The following is a 17,207-nucleotide window of genomic DNA, read 5'->3' on the forward strand; positions in this document are numbered from 1 at the left end:
TGTGACACTCAGGCGAGCCGGAGTGCGGTGATCAGGTCTTTGGTTTCGCGGTCGGGTTCGGCGTCTTCGTCGGCTGAGGAAAGCAGGGTTGTGAGCTGGTTGACGAGGGCTGAGGCCTTCTTGGTGTCGCCGGTGGCCGCTGCAACACGGAGTGCTTTCCGGTGGAGCTCTTCGTTGTAGGGCTCGGCTTTGATGCCGGCTGCTGCTGCCTTGGCAGCTGTGTCGAAGTCACTGGCATTGAAGGCCCGTTCCCAGAGGACGGTGGCTGCATCGGCGATGGTGGCGGACATTTTCATTTTGAGGAGATGGGACCACCCGTAGCCGCGGCCCGGGTCATTGAAGGGTTCTGCTTTGACCAGGGCAAGGGCCTTTGCCAGGTTCTCTGTGGAAACGGCGGCGGGTGCACCTGGTACGAGTGCTTTCCAGTGGTGCCAGTCGGTCTTGACGTCTTCGTGCAGGTTGTAGACATCGACGCCCGGGACGACCTTCGGGAACCATTCGGTGTCCGGGTCGGCTTTGCCGATTAGACGCCGTGCGCGGGAGCAGGCTGAGTTCCTGGTCTGGAACTTCTCTTCGGGGCTGGTCCCTGGCCACATGGCGGCGTGGAAGGTCCGGAAGTCGACGCCCGGGTGCAGTGCCAGGTAAGCGATGATTTCGACGGAGCGTGAATGGTGGGATCCACCGGTGCTGCGCTCCCCTGCTGCGTTGTGGAGGCGTACGGGGCCCAGCAGGGTGATGAACGGTGCCTCATTGTTGAAAGCGGCCAGCGGATCCGGTTCCGGTTCGGAGGGCACTTCAGCGAGCTGGTTGACGAGGGCTGAAGCATCGTCGGGGACGGTGACTTCCTCGACCTGTTCGGCTTTGGCGGCCGGGGCTTTGTCGGCGGTTCGCATGGCTGCCACGATCCGGGCGTATTCCTCATCGGAGATGACCTGGGGCATGAGCTGGATGCCGTCGGGGGCCAGGGTTGCGGCTTCACGGCTGTGGAGTTTGAGTTCCCAGGGCCCGCTGATGTGGCTGCCGGAGACGGCGGCGATCCCGACGCGGGGGACTTGTTTGACGAGCTCGGCGAGCTGCTCGCGGACTTCCGGGCTGGGTTCTTCTGCCAGTACGACGATTTCCGGGATCCAGTTTTCGCTGTAGGTGCCGAGGCTGCGGGCGTGGGAGAGGTCTTCTGCACCGACGGTCTTAAGCAGTTCGTCGAGTTGCCGGGCGCGGCCTTGAAGGTCGGCCACGAGCTCGTCGAGGTCCTCCAGGTGGCGGATCCGGCCGGTGTCCATGACGTCGGGCAGCTGCCGGTCGCAGCCGACCATGGTGACTTGCAGGTCATCGGCCCAGGGGCTGACTGCGAGTTCGATGGCCATTGCCATCATGGCTCCGCGGGTGAGTTCCTCGTCGCCGGTGACGGTCATGGCGGCGATGGATTCAAGGTCGGCCAGCAGGAGACCGCCGTTGTTGTCCCGGCCGAGGGTGACCAGGGCAGGGTAAGGGGCGCTGTGCGGGGTGAGGAGGTCGGGGACCTCTGCGGCGGCGATCTTCCAGGCGGTGTTGTCCGTGGCGATGGAGATGAAGGGGGCGGGGAGTTCCTGGGCGGTGTTCAGATACAGCTCAATGGAATCATTGGCCAGGCGTGCGGCGAAGAGGCTGGGGAGCCGGCGCTCGGTCTGCGCAGCCCATGAGGCGAGCCAGCGCAGGGCCTGGTCCACGGCGGAGCGGAGGTCGGTTGCCTCGACGGCGACGAGTTCCTGCTCGGTGACGAATTCATCGCTGCCCGGCACGGGAATGGCTTGTCCGGGCTTCCGGGACCGGCTCTGGCGGAACCGCTTCAGGCCGAGGGTGGCAAGGATCCCGGCGGCAAGGATGCCAAGGATGCCACCGGTGGTTGCCAGCAGGCTCAGATCTTCGCCGGACTCCGTTTCGTCGGCGGCTTCCGGAACCGCGGCTGTTGCCGCTTCCGGGGCGGGGCTGGTGGTGAAGCGTGCAGGTGCCGGCGGGGTTTCTGCTGGTGGTGCTGCGGGTGCCTGGGCTGCGGCCGGTGCGGGGGTTTCCTTGACCGGTGTTGCAGGAGCTGGAGGTTCCGTGATGGCCGGGGCGATGGTTTCTGCGGCGGGAGCGGGGGTAGCCGGGGTTACAGCTACGGGGGCTGGGGCCGTCGCCGCAGCGGCGGCGGGAATGGCCAGGGTCCAGCCGGGAAGGAGCAGGTCCGGATCGGTGAGCTTCGCTCCCCCGGGCTGTTCGATGTCTGTGGAGGCGTTGAAGATCTCCATGTACCGGTCTGCATTGCCGAGTTTGGCCTGGGCGAGCGCGGCGAGGGTTTCGCCTTCCTGGACGACGTGGTTGCCGGCGGCCGCGGGAGCTTGGGTTTCCGGAAGGTTGAGGATCCAGCCTGGGCGGATCACGCCGTCGTAGCCGAGGGACATACCATCGGGCTGGGTGATGCTGCGGCTGAGGTCGGAGATCTCCGTGTATCGGAGGCCGTCTCCGAGATGTGTCTCGGCCAGGGACCACAGGGTGTCGCCGGCCTTTACTGTGACCTGGGCATGCCGGACAGCCGCCGGGGCTTCGTGCTGGACCGGTGTTGTGGTTTCGGCGTGGAGCGCGGCGGTAATGGTGGTGGGTGCAGCTGCAGGTGGTTTCTGGGCCGCCATGGCCGGGGAGGCGGTGCTGACGGCGGCGAACATGAGGAGGATGGCGCCGATGAGGGCGGCCGCGGTCTGCTGCTGCAGCCCGAAGCCTGGAAGACGGACCGCCGGGGCCCGGCGGATGAGGGCGCCTGCCTCGAGGATGAAGCTGAGGGCAAAGCTGGCCCACAGGATCCACGCGATGCAGGGAAGGATTGTTCCGGTGAGGTACCGGCCGCCGTAGTCAGGCACGCTCAGGGCATCGCCGAGGTTGAGCAGACCGGCGAAGGGGTTGCCGGCGATCAGGATTAGGCCGGCGGGGATGCCGATGAGGATGATGGCCGTCGCGGCCAGGGCGGCGGTGCCGGTGAGAGTTTTCTTGAGTGACATGGGTCCTCCTAGTTCCCGACCCGGTGTTCGGGTTCAACGGTGGCGGTTCCGGTGACGGTGGCCGGGCCGGGGAAGAAGATGAAGTCGATCTTCTTGGTGGCCGTGACGGTGATGGTGTTTCCGGTGACGCTGACGGTCCCGGTTGCGCCCTGGGCGCTGAGGTATTGGAGTGCTGCGTTGCGGGCGGCGTACGGGTCGACTGCGGGGCGGTTTCCGTACAGGGTGTCCGGATTGATCCTTCCGGCGCCGACGCGGGCCGCTTCCCCGGCGATGAATTGTGCGCTTTCCTGGCCGCTGACTTTCCGTCCGCCGTCCACGACGAGCAGGACCGCGGCAAGCACGACAACGACCATGACGATGAACGTCAGGGTCGTCTCACCTTGCTCACTGCGAGTGGGCTGGGCGCTCATTGCTCACCTTTCCCGGTAGGGGTCGATGGGGCTGGTGCCCGATTTGTGGACGGTCGCTGCGCCGGGGAGCCCGGTGAGGATCGTGTCGGAGAAGCTGACGTCGCAGCTGACGTTGACGGTGACGTAGCCGGTCTGTCCGAGCGGGACCCTGTAGCCGGAGGTGTCGACCTCGACGCGCAGGTTGTTGCAGGGGAGCTTCTGCGCCTGCGCCCAGGCATTGGCCGATTCGAGCCCCCGGCGGTAGGCATCTTCCGGGGTGCGGGTCAGGGAGGCGTCCCGGGCGGCGTATTGGGCAACCTGGGCGGTGGTGACTGTGGTGTTGTTCCACCGGACACCGGCAATGAGCCCGCCGATGATGGCCACGCAGACGGGCGCGAGAATGACGGCTTTGAGTGTTTCGGAGCCCTTCTCGGCGGGTCCGTCCAGATGCCAGAGCAGCTTCCTCATTGGCGTGGCACCCATCGTTCCACCGGCCCGGAAATGGTCTCGGTCACGGGGATTCCGTTCATCCAGGGGACGAAGGACACGGCCTTTCCGCTGACCGTCACGGAGGTTGTCTGGGCGTTCCGGGTGATGGACACCTGGTACCCCTGGAGCAGGACATCGGCTCCGGATTGGCGCAGCAGTTCCTGTGCTCGTGTTTCGCCGCCTGCTGCGGTGCCGGTGGACCGCCGGGATTCGGCGACGGCCGCCGTAGCGGCCTGGTGGGCGAGGTTGGAGGCGTGGGCGACCAGGGCGAATTGGAGGACCACAAGGAAAAAGCCCAGGATCAAGGGCAGGATGATGATCGACTCCAAGGTCGTCGTTCCTGCTTCTTTGTCGCCAGGCTCTGCTGTCACGCCGTCTCCCCCCTCCCGGTGGTTCTCTACTGAGGAATCTTGGCGAACCAGGAATCCATGGCGCCAGTCAATTTCCCGGCGATTGCCACGACGACGACCAGGACGATGGCCGCGAGGATGACGATTTCAAGGGTGCTGAGGCCGCCTCGTTCCTGGTTGCCGGGGAACGCCTTGCGGTGGGCTTTGGTGGCTGTGCCGGTGAGCAGGTTCAGTACTCCAAGCAGAAGAGTGGTGGTCTTGATGTAGAGGTTCACGATGTGCTCCTTCAGGCGTAGCGGTCGGTCGTTGAGTTAAGTGCGTCTGTCGTCTGTATAAGTACGGTGTTTTGGTGGCGCGGCTGAACTAGAGGGAAAAAAGTTTGATCAGAGCCGGCGTGGCCAGAATCGCGATGAAGCTCACGGCCATGGCGACCAGCGGCAGCGTCATCCTGACGGTTTTCTTGTTGGCCCCGGTTTTTTCGTCCGTCAGTTGGGCAGTGCGCAGGGCCTTGCCTCTGGCACGAAGTGTTGCGTAGATAGTGACCTCCTTTTCCCCCGAAAGGCGCATGATGTCGGCCAGGTCCCCCAGTTCCGGGACGCCGATTTCACGACTTAAGTGTGACAGGCCGTCCCAGGGCTGTTCCCCGGCCAGCCTGGAACGGATGAGTTCCTGGCGGATCCGGACGAACACCCAGGACCGCCCCACTTCGGCGGCGTTGGCCAGGGCAGCGGCGGGGTGCTTCCCGCCGTAGCCGGACATGGCCACCATTTCGAAGTAGGCGCCGATGGCCCTGGAGAAGTCCTGGCGGGCGTGGACTGCCAGGCGTTTGATCCTGGCGTCCGGGAGTATCCAGCAGGCCAGTGCCAGCGGAACGCACAGCAGCAGGGGCATGGAAGCGAACTCACCGCTGATGACATCGGTCAGACCGAGCAGGAAGAACAGGGTGAAGCCGACGACGGCGTAGGTGGCTTTGCGGGCCAGGTGAGCGTGGGTGCTTTCGCCGGTGACAGCGAGATCGCTGTCGGATGCGCGGCCGAGCCTGGCAAGGCTGAAGCGGCTTTCGATCCAGGCACCGAGCCTTTCACCCCGGCTGCGTGTCCGGTCTGCGTCGAGGTGGCGGACGGATCCGAGGCGCTCAAACGCGGCGGCCAGCTTGGGTGAGGAAGGCATGAATTCCCGGACCAGCAGGGCAACGCCAAGGCCTGCGACGGCGCCCCAGAAGAGTGCTGAGAGCCACATGCTCATTCCCCCTTTCCGGGGAGGAGAATCCGTGCCGGCGTCTTGCCGGTCACGACCTGGCGCATCCAGAGCAGGCTGCCGGCGAAGACCGCGATGAGCAGGGCCAGGAGGATCTGCCCGAACGGGGTGTTGTACGGGGCCATGTAGGTGCCGTTGAAGAACATGCCGATGATTACGATCGTGGCCACGACGAAGATGCTCCGGGAGACCAGGCGCGGGGTGGCCCGCTGTGCTTCGACCTCGCGGCGTGCAGCGACTTCGTCGTTGATCGTGTCGGCCAGGGCCTGCAGCGCATCGCCCAGGGCTCCGGTGCGGAACTTGGCGGTGAGCTTCAGGTTGGCCACGAGCACATCGGCGGTAGCGTCATGGAGCTCGTCAGCGAACCTGTCCAATGCGTCTGCGGTGTTCCACTGGCTGTTCAGCCGGGCAACGAGCATCCGGACGGGTGCCTGGATCCTCTCCGGTGTGCTGGGCAGGGAGAGGCGGATGGCGCTTTCGAGGTCCTGGCCGGCGGACGTCAGGCCTGAGACGTTCCGGGCCCAGGACTCGACGGCCTCCAACAGGGCGATGTCCGTGGCGGCCGTCGGTGCCGAGAGCAGAAAACGGCCGAACAGCAGAGCGCAGGGAACGATGGCGATGGCCAGCAGGGATCCGCTGGCAGCTGCGGCCACGATGCCCAGGAGAAGCCCCACCAGGAGGAGAACGCGGCTCATGCGGCTCATCCGCCCCACAGTTGCCCGGGTCCTGTTCCACAGAGAGTTGCCGGGGCGGCTGCTGCTGGGCGGTGCCGGGAGGAATGCTACGACAAGGGCCAGGACACCGGTCAGTGCCGTTGCTACGGCTGCGCCGGCCAGCAGGCCGTTCACAGGACCATTCCTTCGGGCTGGAGCCAGCGCTGCGCGTCGAAGCCATGCTCGGCGAGCAATTCACGGGTGTCTTCACGGAGGGCGTCAGCTGGTGCGGCGTGAAAGGATCCGCGGGCTGCTTTGAAGATGGTCCGGGACACCGGCCAACGTCGGCCTTGCATCTCCCCCATGTGGACTTCGGCGATCTCCGTGACGTAGCGGTGCATGTTGCCCTCGACCCGTTTGTTGGCCAGATGCACGATCAGGTCGACGTTCTCCCCGACTTCGGTATAGGCGATGTCCGGAGGTGTCCCAAGGACAGCCTGCTGGTAGAGGGTGGCCAGACGATCGATCGCTTCGGCGCAGCTGGAGGCATGGACCGTGGACAGCGAGCCCGTTCCGGCCCTGGACGCCTCGAACATGGGCACGATTTCGCGTGACCGCACTTCACCGACGAGGATCCGGGACACGGAATGGCGCAGGGACTGGTAGAGCAGATCGCTGAGATAGATGTCTCCGGTACGCCGGCCGTCGGGGTTACGGCTTCCGGAGCCCTCCACCGACTGCCAGGGCATGATGATGCGGTGGCGGTCCGCCATGAGATCCAGGTGCAGTTCGCGGACGTCCTCAATGGTGACGATCGGCTCATCGGGATCCAGGACGTTGCAGAGGGCGCGGAGGAAAGTGGTCTTGCCCGCGGCGGGCTTCCCGGCGACCACAATGTTCAGTCCGGCCTTCACGGCCGCGGTGAGCAGCTCCATGTGCGCTTCAGTGAGGGTCCTGGACCGCTGCAGATCCTCCAAGGTGACGTCGATCAGGTTGTGCTTGCGGATATTGATCGAGACTGACTTGTCGATGGGTGGCATGACCGCGGCCAGGCGTTCACCGCCGGGGAGGGTCATGTTCATCATCGGGTCGGTATCGGCGATGGTCCGGGAGCCGCCAACATTGTTGCCGCTGCCGATGCGTTGAAGCATGCTGATCAGTTCTTCATCACTCGAGGCGATCGGCGGACGTTCCTCGATGTGTCCGCCCGAGCGCCTGAGGAAGACCCTGCCGTCGTTGATGATGATGATGTCTTCGACGCCGTCGACGTCCAGGAGCAGCTGCAGCTGGCCGACGCGGAACTGCTCGATGAAGACACCTTCGCGCAGCAGCTCCTGGTACTCGATGGACCAGTCGACGCCCCCGGTTTCGAATCCCGCCTTGGCTTGCTGAAGGACCTCTTCTGCCACAATGGCCCGGCCGTGCTGTTCCTGGGCTTCGGCGTTGACGTCCTGGTTCTTGTCGGTGAAGTTGGCGATCCTCTCGGCAACAACCGACTGGATGGCCTTGACGTCTTTCCAGTCCAGAAGTTCCCATCGCATTTCGCGCCGGCGCCGCTGCTCTTCCTGGTACTGCAGGAATCGTGCCCGCGGCGGGGACGTGCGGGCAGGTACAGCTGCAGATGCCGCGGCCCTGGGAATGGCAGCTGCGCGGCGGGGGGCTGGTGCCGGGGTACGTGGAGGCATTGCCGAGGTGTTGGCTGCAAGGTGGGGATTGCGGCGTGAGCCCGTCGGGATCTCCGCGGCGGACGGTTCGGCAAAGAGCGGCAGGGAGCCAAGGTTCAGGGCCGAGGGGTCGGCGGACGGTCCGGTCATGATCGGGTCTCGCTTTCGTCGAAGGCCTGGCTGGTGCTGCGCTCCCCAAGCTCGCTGCGGCGGGCGGTGATGCCGTTTGTGATGGTGTTCGCCAAGGAGACCAGCGTGCGCTGGAATGCCGACTTGGAGAGTTTCCGGCCCCCGTCCTCCCCGGCGCTGTAGACCGAGGCCATGTCGCCATCGTGGGGAATAGTCCCCAGATGGGGCAAAGCGATGGCGGAACGGACGTCGCGGTCGGAGTACCCGGGCCGGCCTTTACGGGCCCTCAGTATCAGCCCGAGCGCTGCCGGCGAGGAGTCCTGCTCAAATTGGGAGTGGAAGTCATCAAGCCGCATTCTCAGGGCATAGAGGCTGGGGAGGTCTGCCACGGCCATAAGGAGAGCCGCGTCGGATCTGGTGAACAGCGGCCGCCTGGCGTCATTGACAGCCAAGCGGCCAAGGTCTGCGATGACGTCGATTCCTGCTGATTCGAGACCGCGGAAGAGTTCCGCCAGGGCAGGCCAGGCCGAGGTGGCGCTGATGGCTGCCACCGGGGAATGGAAACCCGGCAGGACCCACTTGTTGGACCCGATCGAGATGACCTGGCTGAAGAGGTCTTCATCGGTCACGGGGCCTTCCTTGAGCCGTGCGGCGAGTTCCAGGATGCCGGCCCCGTGAGGGCGTTCCCCGCGGAAGTATCCGGGAAGGAAGCTGGTGGCGCGGCCGGAATCCGCTTCGACGACGACGACAGGCCGAGGCCAGATGTGGCCCAGGCCCAAGGCCGTGGTGGTCACCCCGGGCGCGTCACTGGAGCTGGCAAGGGAGATCAGGGCCATGTCAGCTCCCGCTGCCGGTGTTGTGGTCAACGACGATCGCCGCATTGCCCTTGGACGCCCGCACCGCAACATCGGAAGCCTGGGAGCTCTTTACGGTGATGTCGACCAAGGTCGCGCCCGTGACACTGTCCACCTTGGTGGTCAGGATTCTGCCGCTGATGTCCTGCCCCCGGGCGGCGTTCGCGTTCTGGGCGGTGGTGTCGATGATCCTGACGGGATCCCCGGGAACCAGCGGCCTCGCCGGTGCCTGCTCGGGCTTGAGGGTGATTCCCACAATGCTGAAGCCCTCCCCCGGCTGCAGCGAATCGGCGACCGCTCCGGAAGTAATCAGTGACCCTGGCGGCAGATCAACGGTGGATACCTTGCCGAAAACCGTACGGGCCTGATCGGCCGTGATCCCTTTGAGGCCCGGCTGGCCGGCTGCGACATCGATGGTCGTGAAGGAACTGTCCGTGAAGGTCTCACCGCGGTTGATGGGCTTGCTTGCGACCAGGACGGAGACAGTGTTTCCGGCTGACTGGACCAAACTGACGGTGATCAAGGAAGCAGTGATGATCAGCGCCAGGGCCGCAATGATCCAGGCCGGCCGGGCGCGGCGCTTCACCGGAGGCAGGGACTGATGCTCAGCCTTTGCCGCGGGTTCCTTCGGCTTACCCCGCAGGCTACGGGTTTTGGTGGTTGTGGTGGTCATGGTCTTTCCCCCAATACGGTGGTTTGTCAGGAAGACAGGAAGTGCTTCACGCAGACAAATACGAGCTGGTTGCGGCTGGAAGCCTTGAACTGTTCCTTGATCCCGTCGATGACTTTCAGGTTCTTCCCACGCATCTTCATCGTGATCGGGGCATCCCTCAGTCCGTCTTCGTCGTGCGAGACCTGGGCTTTGGGAAAATCGAAAAGCTGGATGTCATCCGGTCCGGCGTAAGAGACCGCAGGCCCCAGGAGCGCGGGGATCTCCTTGTAGGAGGCCTGGATGGCCAGCATCACCAGCGTCGGCTGGGATACCTTCAGTTCCCTGGCCTTGGCTTTGAACGCTTCGCGGATGCTTTCGGTGAAAAAGAACTGCACAGGTACCGGCTTCGAGTCCGATTCGTCCATGGCCGGGGCAGGCAAGACAGGCGCTACCGGAGCAGGAACGGACGGGGCTCCGGCATCCGGGGCCGGCGTGGCCTTGGACGGCAGCTCAGCAGACGGAACGTCGGCGAGATCATCCTCAACGACGGTGGTTTTGGCCAGTCCCTTTCCCAGCTTGCCGAAGACGGCGTTGGGAGCAGGTCGTACGGGATTCCGCTTGGTCGCCATTGTTACTTCACTTCCTGCTGGAGACCGGCTTCAATCTCTTCGAACCTGCGGACGAACTCGGCAGCAATTGAGGCGTAGTCCCAGGCCAGACCGTCCATGGACGTCTTGGGCCCCTCCGGGTCCTGGGTCAAGTAGGCCTTACTCAGCTCCACTGCGAGCTGCCCGACGTCGCGGGTGACCTTCGCCGCCTTCTCCACGTGCCGGACAGTTCCCTGGAATGTCGGTGCCGCGTCACCGAGCACAGCACGGATGTAGTCCAGGGCTTCCTCCCTGATGGACGTCGACGTGGACCCCACACCGGTCAGAATGGCGCCCAGGATTTCCAGGTTGGGGTTCCTGTCAAGAATCGGCTCAATGAGCGCGGCCGTCTTCCCCAGGCCTTCCAGCGACGCACGATCGGACTTGGAGACGAACAGCACCCACTTCGCGGCAATCAGTGCTTCCTGCTGCAGCAGGGCATCCCCCGGAGGGCAGTCGATGATGACAAAGTCGTAGCGCGGGAGAACAGGTTCCAGCACCCGGCGCAGCGCGCCCTGGGCTTTCGGACCCACCTTGCCCAGCTGGCTTGCGATATGGCCGGCCGCCGAAGAGGTGTGTGTACCTCCTGTGATGACGTCCAGGTTGGGACGGACGTTCTTCAGGGGCGTAAGCGGAGAGCCGAAAATGATCGCCTGGGCCAGTCCCTGCCCGCTGTCGCCCTCCCCGCGGTCCTCGTATCCAAGATCCAACCCAAGGTTGCCCTGGGGATCAAGATCGATCAGAAGGACCCGGAAGTCGTTCTGCGCCAGGATCGCCCCGGTGTTGGCGGCAACGGACGTCTTCAGAACTCCGCCTTTGCCGTTCGCAACCGCAATGACCCTCTCATGGTCAAGGTCCATGTCTTCCTCATTTCAGAATCAACGACTCCCCCAAGAGTCATGGGTGCTACATGCTTCATGCTCACCCTAGTGCAATCAGGATTAATTAATCAATACTTCATTCATCCACATATACAGCAGGTAGCTGTCAGTGTGCATCATCTTTGATGCAAGTATAAAGTAGGGATACATTTCCCTTTGATCATGGATTTTGAATGCCTGAATCATTAGTTGTAAAAGCAGGCTTCAAGTCTGTAACACCCAAGGCGGAAGGTCTCAGTTGACTTAGTACATCCATGATGCACCCTTGCAGCAATGGAGTAACTAAGGGAGAGCAGGGATAATGCAATGGTATTGCAATGAGTCATCCTTGATGCTGCGGTTGTTGAGTCAGGGTACAGCCGTTGTTCAGTCAGGGTATAGCCCCCTGGCCAGCCGGCTCCAGGGGGGGTAGAAGCCTCCCCAGATGTCCTTCAAGCTGGTGGGGAGGGGGCCCCTATGCTCACGGGACAAAGGAAAGGGGGGTGCCATGAGAAGGCCCTTCAGCGGCTTCTCATGGCCCCCCCGATGGGGCCTTCCTGGAGTGGGGAGTAGGTGGCTGGCTACCAGCTGCCCCATTCTGCGATGTGGCTCTGGACGGCCTTCCTGAGCTTGGTGCGGATGACTTCGGCGCGGTACATCAGGGTCTTGTACTTGATGCCCAGTTCCTCGGCCAAGGGATGCAGGGACGTCCCGTTGTGGGCCAGATGGACCTTGGCAAGGAGGCTGACCTCATCGGATGTCAGGGATCCGCTGTCCAGAGCCCAGGCAAGGAGTTCGGTGATCTCGGTTGCGGTGTCCGGCACGCCGGCAGCGGAGACCCGGGGCTGTTCGAGCCAGATGTCTTCAACGGGGAACTCCTCGCCTCCGCGTGCTGCGTCGCGACGGGTCTTTGCGCTCAGGACGTGGAGGGTGTTGAGGACGAGGGAGTAGAAGACCTTGTTGCGGGTTGCGATCGTGTGTTTGTGGATGGCCGTCCACAGGGCTTCCAGAACGGTGTCCTGGCAGGTGGCGTAGTCCATTCCCCGGAGACTCTTGGCTGTCAGAAGCCTGTCCGTGACTGAGCGCAGTACGAGGGTGCAGACGGCCAGTTCAGAGAGCTGGTCATCGGCCCGGGCAAGCGCAATGAGATCCATCAATGCCCCATTGCGGTCTTCGCGTGCCAGACGCCGGTAACGGTCCAGCAGGTCCACCGTCGAAATGGCGGCAAGGACGGGGGAGCCGGCCCAGGGGCGGTATGTCCCTTGATGCGCGGAAGCGGCGATATTCCATTCGAGGTTGAGCCGCCGTGAGGTTGTCGGGTGGCTGGCCGGTGCTGCGGTCATGAGGAGCTCCTTCACTGGGTATCTGCCTGTCAGCGAAGCGAAAGGGCCTTGCCCGGTTTGTGCCTGCAGTCATGCCCGGCGCGGCCTTTCCTGGCGGTTTCCGCGGCATGAGCAGTGCGGGCAAGGGTCCGGGATCCCCGGAAAACCTGGGGATCCGCCCTGTCAGTGGCCGGGCAAGGGTCTTGCCCAAAAAAATCGCTGGAGAACTAGCCGGAGGCCGAAAAAGGCGTACTTCCTATGGGTGACACGAGCTGGTCAACCACCTGAAAGGACCCGAGATGGCACCGAAAGAAGAAGCGGACGGCGATGCCCTGATGGCCGATTCGGCCGCTGCCCTGGCTGCGCGCCGCCGCCTCGGCGAGCACTTCGTGGAGCTGGAATCTGCCCCATTCGAGGAAGGCAAGCGGCTACGGTTTCTTGAATTCCTGCAGGGGGACTACCTCCGCGGCCAGGCGGCCTGGAACCGGCTGTGTGTTGAGGCGGCTCCCATGCCCGAAAGGGCGGAGCAGTGAAAGCGTTCTGGAAGAAACGCGCTGCAGAAGACAGCGGGACGCCGTCGACGGGGACGGCCACCCACCCTTGGACCAACGGCGCCCACTGGACAACCAGGCTGACCACCGCAGGTGTCATAGCCTGCCTTGCGGCGGGTCCAGTTGCCCTTGCCGCCGCCATGCTTCAACCACGCACCGACGCTCCCGCGGCCGCCGTCGTGAAGGACCCCGGAAGCAGCCCCGATGCCCAGCGGGCTGGGGCTTTCGGTCAGCAATATGTCCTGGCCTGGCTGCGGGCAAGCCGCTCAGACAACCAGGCCCTCAAACAATTCGTACCGTTCGCTGTCGACGGGCTGCCGGACTCGCCTTCGCCGGTGGCAGACCCTGTGGTCAGTTCCGTGGAACCGGGCACCGATGGGGTTTACAGCGTGGTCGTTGGTGTCCGGATCCAGGAACCCAACACGAAGGCCAAGGAACCCGCGAGCCTGTGGCAGCGCAGGTTCTTCCGCGTCGCTGTGGCCTCCACGGGTGCTGGGCTGACCGCGGGGACGCTGCCGGCCCAGGTGGCTGCGCCTGCCCAGGCCCAGGCCTTTCCCGGACTGGCTTACCAGCAGAACGTCGGAACCACGGGGTCCGTTGCCGACTCGGCCAAGGCCTTCCTCGATGCCTATCTCACAGGCCAGGGGGAACTGGGCAGGTACTTGAGTCCAGGGGTGCAGATGGACGCAGTCCACCCGGCCCCCTACAAGACTTTGGCCTTGCAGAACGTTGTCGCCACGGCTGAAGTCCCCACGACGATCCAGGACGGGGACCGTCTGGACATCATCGCCACCGTCAACCTCACCGAGCTAACCGGCCAGGGACGTACCAGCGACTACCCGCTCACCCTCAAGGCCCGTGCAGGCCGCTGGGAAGTCACGGCAATGCCGTCCCTGCCGCAACTTTCACCCAAACCCAAACCCAGCAATTCCACGAAATAGGAGAACACCATGTCAGTCACCCTGCAGCTCTTCGCAGAAACCGCCACCACGATTCAAGCCGCCATGCCGGCAGCCGTGCCGGCGGCCGGCAGCCTCACGGACCAGGCCAACAGCCTCCTCACCAACATCTCCTCGCTGGTCAAGATCGGGGTGCCGCTCATCGGCGGCATCGTCGTCCTGATTCTGGGCATCAGGGCGGGGTTCAAGTTTGGCAAGATCATCGGCCTGGGCCTGGTGGCCGCCCTCGTGTTGTACCTCTCGATCGGTGGAGGCCTGGTGGACATCAGCAACATGCTGAAGGCCGAAACCACGGCCGGAGCCTCCCAGGTGCCTGCGACGGTAGGGGATCCTGATGGCGTCGGCTAGGGAGACCGTCCGGTTCTTCACGATGAGCCGGAAGTTCCCCAAGCTCATCGGCCGGATGTATGACGGTTCGAAAATCTGGGGAGGGCCCTACACGACGGTGCAGTTCACCGTGATGGGCATCGTCGCGGTTGCCGGCTTTTCCTCCAAAAGTCTCTGGAGCACCGGCTTTGGGCTGATCGACCTCGCTCTCAGCGTGATCGTGGCCTGGCTCGTCGGATTCCTGGCAGGAATGCTTCCGATCGGGGCCCGAAGCCCCGCCATCCTCGGGCTCGGTCTTCTCAACAGATTGATGGCTCCGGCGGCCGGCACGTGGGACGGATCCGCGCGGCGGCCTGTCAAGCCGCGGATCGTGGCCGGCGCAGGCTTTGGTGTGCCGGAACGGCAGGAGCCAGCGACCAACCCGGAGGTCCCGGTTCCACGACCGGATCACGCTTCCCTGTCCGAGGAACGGTATGTCCCCGAACCTGCCGGGCCGGCAACCGGCCTTGAACGCCTTCTCGCGCAAACAGGAAGCAAATAGCCGCATGCGCAATCCAGTCCTCGACCTCAGAAACAACCTGGTATTCGGCCGCTCAGGGACCGTATGGGCGACATGGCAGCTGCAGGCCATGCCGTACGCCTACAAGTCAGTGGACGAAAAACGGGAAGTCCGGGACCTGCACAAGCAACTGTTCCAGGCCCTCCGCGGCGAAGCCCTCCTGCTGGGGCTGTGCACTGAAATGGACCCGGCTTCCATCGTGTTGCGCATGGTCGAAGGACTTGACCCGGAGAACCACCCGGCCTGGATGGAGGAAGTCCAGGCACGCTATGACGCCCTTCAGGACCAGGTCCTGCCGGGGGAACGGACCTACTGGCTGGCCGTCCCGTTGGCTGTGAACCCGCTGGAACAACTGAAGATCTCGGCCGTTGCCGCCCTCGCCCGAGTCCGGGAATGGGCTGCGCTGCCGAAATGGCATGCACCGGCTGAGGTTGTCCAGGAGGCCTTGGGCAAAGCGGACCGCATTCTCGAAAGCATCCCTGCCGAGTTCCATGCCCGGCCGGTCACCCCCGCTGAAAACATCTGGATCCATCTTCACGCCCAGCAACGCGGCGCCGAGCTGCCCACCGTGCCGCCTGCGAAACGTGGCGAGCAGGGGATCCTGGTCGCTCCCGAAGCGGACGTGGTCAGCGGCACCAGCATCCCCAAGGTGCACTTGGATGAATCCGGCCAGTTTGACGGTACGTCCCTGGTCAAAAAACTCACGCCCTGGAGCAACAGATACCTGCGCGTCCAGTCAGAAGACATGGATTCTGCGAGCTACCAGGTCCTCCAGACTGTGGCGGGAGTACCGACCGGAGGATACGAATTCCCGGGCGTGGAATGGGTCCAGCTGGTCAGCAGCATGAGTGACCAGGCGGATTTCGCTCTCAGGCTTCAGATCAGCACCGCGGCCGAGGCGCGAAGGAAGAACCGGAAGGCGGAAAAGAACCTCGAGGACCAGTCCGAACAGCGCTCCGATGCCGGCAGCATCACGGGCCATCATGGGGAACTGGACGCCCACGCCGAAAACCTGGGCAGGTTCGTGCACGAGATGGGCGCCTCCGAGCAGGAAGTCGAAGTCCAGGCAACCGCGATCTTCGCCGTCGGGGGACCTACCGCGAGGGACGCCCGGCTGCAGGCAGAACACATCCGAAAGCAATACAAGAACTTGGACTTCCGCACCGTCGCCCCCATCGGATACCAGGAAGAACTCTGGTGGGCTATGCTGCCAGGAACCCCGACGACGTCCGTGGTCCGCGAGTACGCCCAGATCCAGACCGGCACCGGCTTTGCCTCGGCCGTCCCCATGGGCAACGCCGAGGTCGGCGACGACTCGGGCATCCTTGTTGCCAAGAACATCACCACAGCCCACCGGTCCCTGGTCTTCCTGGACCCGGCCTCACCGATGGCCTCGGACGCTTCAGGGTCCATCGCCGTCTGCGGGTCCCTGGGCTCAGGGAAAAGCCACCTCCTGAAGCTGCTGGGCGGAAGCGTCTATGACCGGGGTGGGCTGGTGACGGTCATAGACCGCTCCCAGAACGGCGAATGGGAGGCCTTCGCCGCTTCCGTCGCGGATCCGACTGTCGTCGGGATCCTGAACCCCAAATACAGCCTGGACCCGATCCGCCTCTTCTCCCCGGCCCGCGCAGCCCGGGCAGCACAAATGTTCTTCGGCACTCTCCTGAACATCGAACCCATGTCGGCAGAGGGCGCAGCCCTGTCCGCTGTGCTCAGCCCCGAGTATCTGGAAAAGCACCACCTGGCCTCCTCGGGTGAGCTGCTGCGGCACTTGAAGTCCGCAGCATGCACGGTCCCGAAAAAGGAAAGCATTTCCGGGCTCATGGACGTCGTGGCCACGAAGGACTACGGGGCAGTGATCTTCGACCCGGACCTGCCGGCCATGCCAACCGACAGCCGCTTCATCGTGTTCCGCACCATCGGTGTCGAGCTTCCCCGCCACGAAGAACTGGCCAGCGACCACCGCTTCAGGAACCTCCCGGTCGACAAGAAGTTCGGCTCATCGGTCTACGGCCTCATTCTCGAAATCAGCCGGGAGCTGTGCCTGGCAGACCCCACACAACTGGCTGTGTTCATCGGCGACGAAGCCCACCACCTCACCGGATTCCCGGCGGGAGAGGAAGCGGTCGCGGACTTCCTGCGTGTTGCCCGAAAAGATCTGGCGTTCCTCATCCTGGGCAGCCATGACCCCTCGGCTGACTTCGGGTCCGAGACGCTGCGGGGATTGATCAACATCAGGATCCTCATGCGCCAGGAATCAAAGATTCTCGCAGCCAGGGGCCTGGAATTCCTCGAGCTCGACGCCACGGACCAGCAGCTGATGGACCTGGTCCGCAAGGATCTCTCGCCCCGCAACTGGAAAAACCCCGCAACGAGCCGCATGGAGGTTCACCCGGAACGCCGTGGCGAGGCCATCATTCGCGACAGCGCCCTGCGCTACGCCAAAATCCGTGTCCTCCCGGCGGCCCGGGCCGACCGGGCCAAGGCCGCGCTCACCTCCCCGCCGATGCCCAACGAGACGAAGGCAGCCTGAG

General features: G+C 64.2%; 18 protein-coding genes. 5 read left to right on the top strand and 13 right to left on the bottom strand.

What is annotated here, in order from left to right; genetic code table 11:
• Positions 1–8: 8 nt before the first annotated feature.
• From FDP28_RS17470 to FDP28_RS17530, 13 genes are all read right to left on the bottom strand, one after another.
• A complete protein-coding gene (locus FDP28_RS17470; protein ID WP_144662882.1) occupies positions 9–3,011 on the bottom strand; it encodes a LysM peptidoglycan-binding domain-containing protein in 3,003 nt (1,000 codons plus the stop codon).
• An 8-nt stretch (positions 3,012–3,019) separates the two neighbouring features.
• Positions 3,020–3,421, bottom strand: coding sequence for a pilus assembly protein TadG-related protein (locus tag FDP28_RS17475; RefSeq protein ID WP_144662883.1), 402 nt, complete (start codon positions 3,419–3,421; stop codon positions 3,020–3,022).
• 3 nt (positions 3,422–3,424) lie between these two features.
• Positions 3,425–3,868, bottom strand: coding sequence for a pilus assembly protein TadE (locus FDP28_RS17480; RefSeq protein WP_144662884.1), 444 nt, complete (start codon positions 3,866–3,868; stop codon positions 3,425–3,427).
• Complete coding sequence (locus FDP28_RS17485; protein ID WP_186313693.1) at positions 3,865–4,260, bottom strand: TadE/TadG family type IV pilus assembly protein; 396 nt, start codon at positions 4,258–4,260, stop codon at positions 3,865–3,867. Before FDP28_RS17485 ends, FDP28_RS17480 begins: the two co-directional genes overlap by 4 nt.
• Before the next feature lie 26 nt (positions 4,261–4,286).
• Entirely contained in the window at positions 4,287–4,514 is a 228-nt protein-coding gene (locus tag FDP28_RS17490; RefSeq protein ID WP_144662886.1) for a hypothetical protein, read from the bottom strand.
• Between the two features lie 88 nt (positions 4,515–4,602).
• A complete protein-coding gene (locus FDP28_RS17495; RefSeq protein ID WP_144662887.1) occupies positions 4,603–5,484 on the bottom strand; it encodes a TadC protein in 882 nt (293 codons plus the stop codon).
• Positions 5,481–6,344, bottom strand: a complete 864-nt coding sequence (locus FDP28_RS17500) for a type II secretion system F family protein (protein WP_144662888.1) — start codon at positions 6,342–6,344, stop codon at positions 5,481–5,483. Before FDP28_RS17500 ends, FDP28_RS17495 begins: the two co-directional genes overlap by 4 nt.
• Complete coding sequence (locus FDP28_RS17505) at positions 6,341–7,963, bottom strand: CpaF family protein (RefSeq protein ID WP_144662889.1); 1,623 nt, start codon at positions 7,961–7,963, stop codon at positions 6,341–6,343. Before FDP28_RS17505 ends, FDP28_RS17500 begins: the two co-directional genes overlap by 4 nt.
• Positions 7,960–8,778 (bottom strand): hypothetical protein, encoded by an 819-nt coding sequence (locus FDP28_RS17510; RefSeq protein WP_144662890.1) that lies wholly within the window; start codon positions 8,776–8,778, stop codon positions 7,960–7,962. Before FDP28_RS17510 ends, FDP28_RS17505 begins: the two co-directional genes overlap by 4 nt.
• Before the next feature lies 1 nt (position 8,779).
• The gene (locus FDP28_RS17515; protein WP_144662891.1) at positions 8,780–9,469 is read right to left on the bottom strand and encodes an SAF domain-containing protein; all 690 of its coding nucleotides are present in this window, start codon (positions 9,467–9,469) and stop codon (positions 8,780–8,782) included.
• 26 nt (positions 9,470–9,495) lie between these two features.
• Positions 9,496–10,077, bottom strand: coding sequence for a hypothetical protein (locus FDP28_RS17520; protein ID WP_144662892.1), 582 nt, complete (start codon positions 10,075–10,077; stop codon positions 9,496–9,498).
• Positions 10,078–10,079: 2 nt separating this feature from the next.
• A complete protein-coding gene (locus FDP28_RS17525) occupies positions 10,080–10,955 on the bottom strand; it encodes a ParA family protein (protein ID WP_144662893.1) in 876 nt (291 codons plus the stop codon).
• A gap of 581 nt (positions 10,956–11,536) precedes the next feature.
• Positions 11,537–12,298: a hypothetical protein gene (locus FDP28_RS17530; RefSeq protein WP_144662894.1), complete on the bottom strand. Its 762-nt coding sequence runs from the start codon at positions 12,296–12,298 to the stop codon at positions 11,537–11,539.
• A gap of 278 nt (positions 12,299–12,576) precedes the next feature.
• Here FDP28_RS17530 and FDP28_RS17535 point away from each other — a divergent pair, with 278 nt between their 5' ends.
• The 5 genes from FDP28_RS17535 to FDP28_RS17555 are packed head-to-tail and all read left to right on the top strand — an operon-like array spanning position 12,577 to position 17,206.
• The gene (locus FDP28_RS17535; protein WP_144662895.1) at positions 12,577–12,810 is read left to right on the top strand and encodes a hypothetical protein; all 234 of its coding nucleotides are present in this window, start codon (positions 12,577–12,579) and stop codon (positions 12,808–12,810) included.
• The gene (locus tag FDP28_RS17540) at positions 12,807–13,769 is read left to right on the top strand and encodes a conjugal transfer protein (RefSeq protein WP_144662896.1); all 963 of its coding nucleotides are present in this window, start codon (positions 12,807–12,809) and stop codon (positions 13,767–13,769) included. The genes FDP28_RS17535 and FDP28_RS17540 overlap by 4 nt, the downstream gene beginning before the upstream one ends.
• A 9-nt stretch (positions 13,770–13,778) precedes the next feature.
• Positions 13,779–14,135, top strand: a complete 357-nt coding sequence (locus tag FDP28_RS17545) for a hypothetical protein (protein WP_144662897.1) — start codon at positions 13,779–13,781, stop codon at positions 14,133–14,135.
• Complete coding sequence (locus FDP28_RS17550) at positions 14,122–14,655, top strand: hypothetical protein (RefSeq protein ID WP_144662898.1); 534 nt, start codon at positions 14,122–14,124, stop codon at positions 14,653–14,655. Before FDP28_RS17545 ends, FDP28_RS17550 begins: the two co-directional genes overlap by 14 nt.
• Positions 14,656–14,659: 4 nt before the next feature.
• Positions 14,660–17,206 carry an ATP-binding protein gene (locus FDP28_RS17555; protein WP_186313695.1) on the top strand — a complete coding sequence of 849 codons (2,547 nt, stop codon included), beginning with the start codon at positions 14,660–14,662 and terminating at the stop codon, positions 17,204–17,206.
• The last annotated feature ends 1 nt before the right edge of the window (position 17,207 follow it).

The sequence above is a fragment of the Paenarthrobacter nicotinovorans genome (assembly GCF_007670255.1).
Taxonomy (GTDB): domain Bacteria; phylum Actinomycetota; class Actinomycetes; order Actinomycetales; family Micrococcaceae; genus Arthrobacter; species Arthrobacter nicotinovorans_B.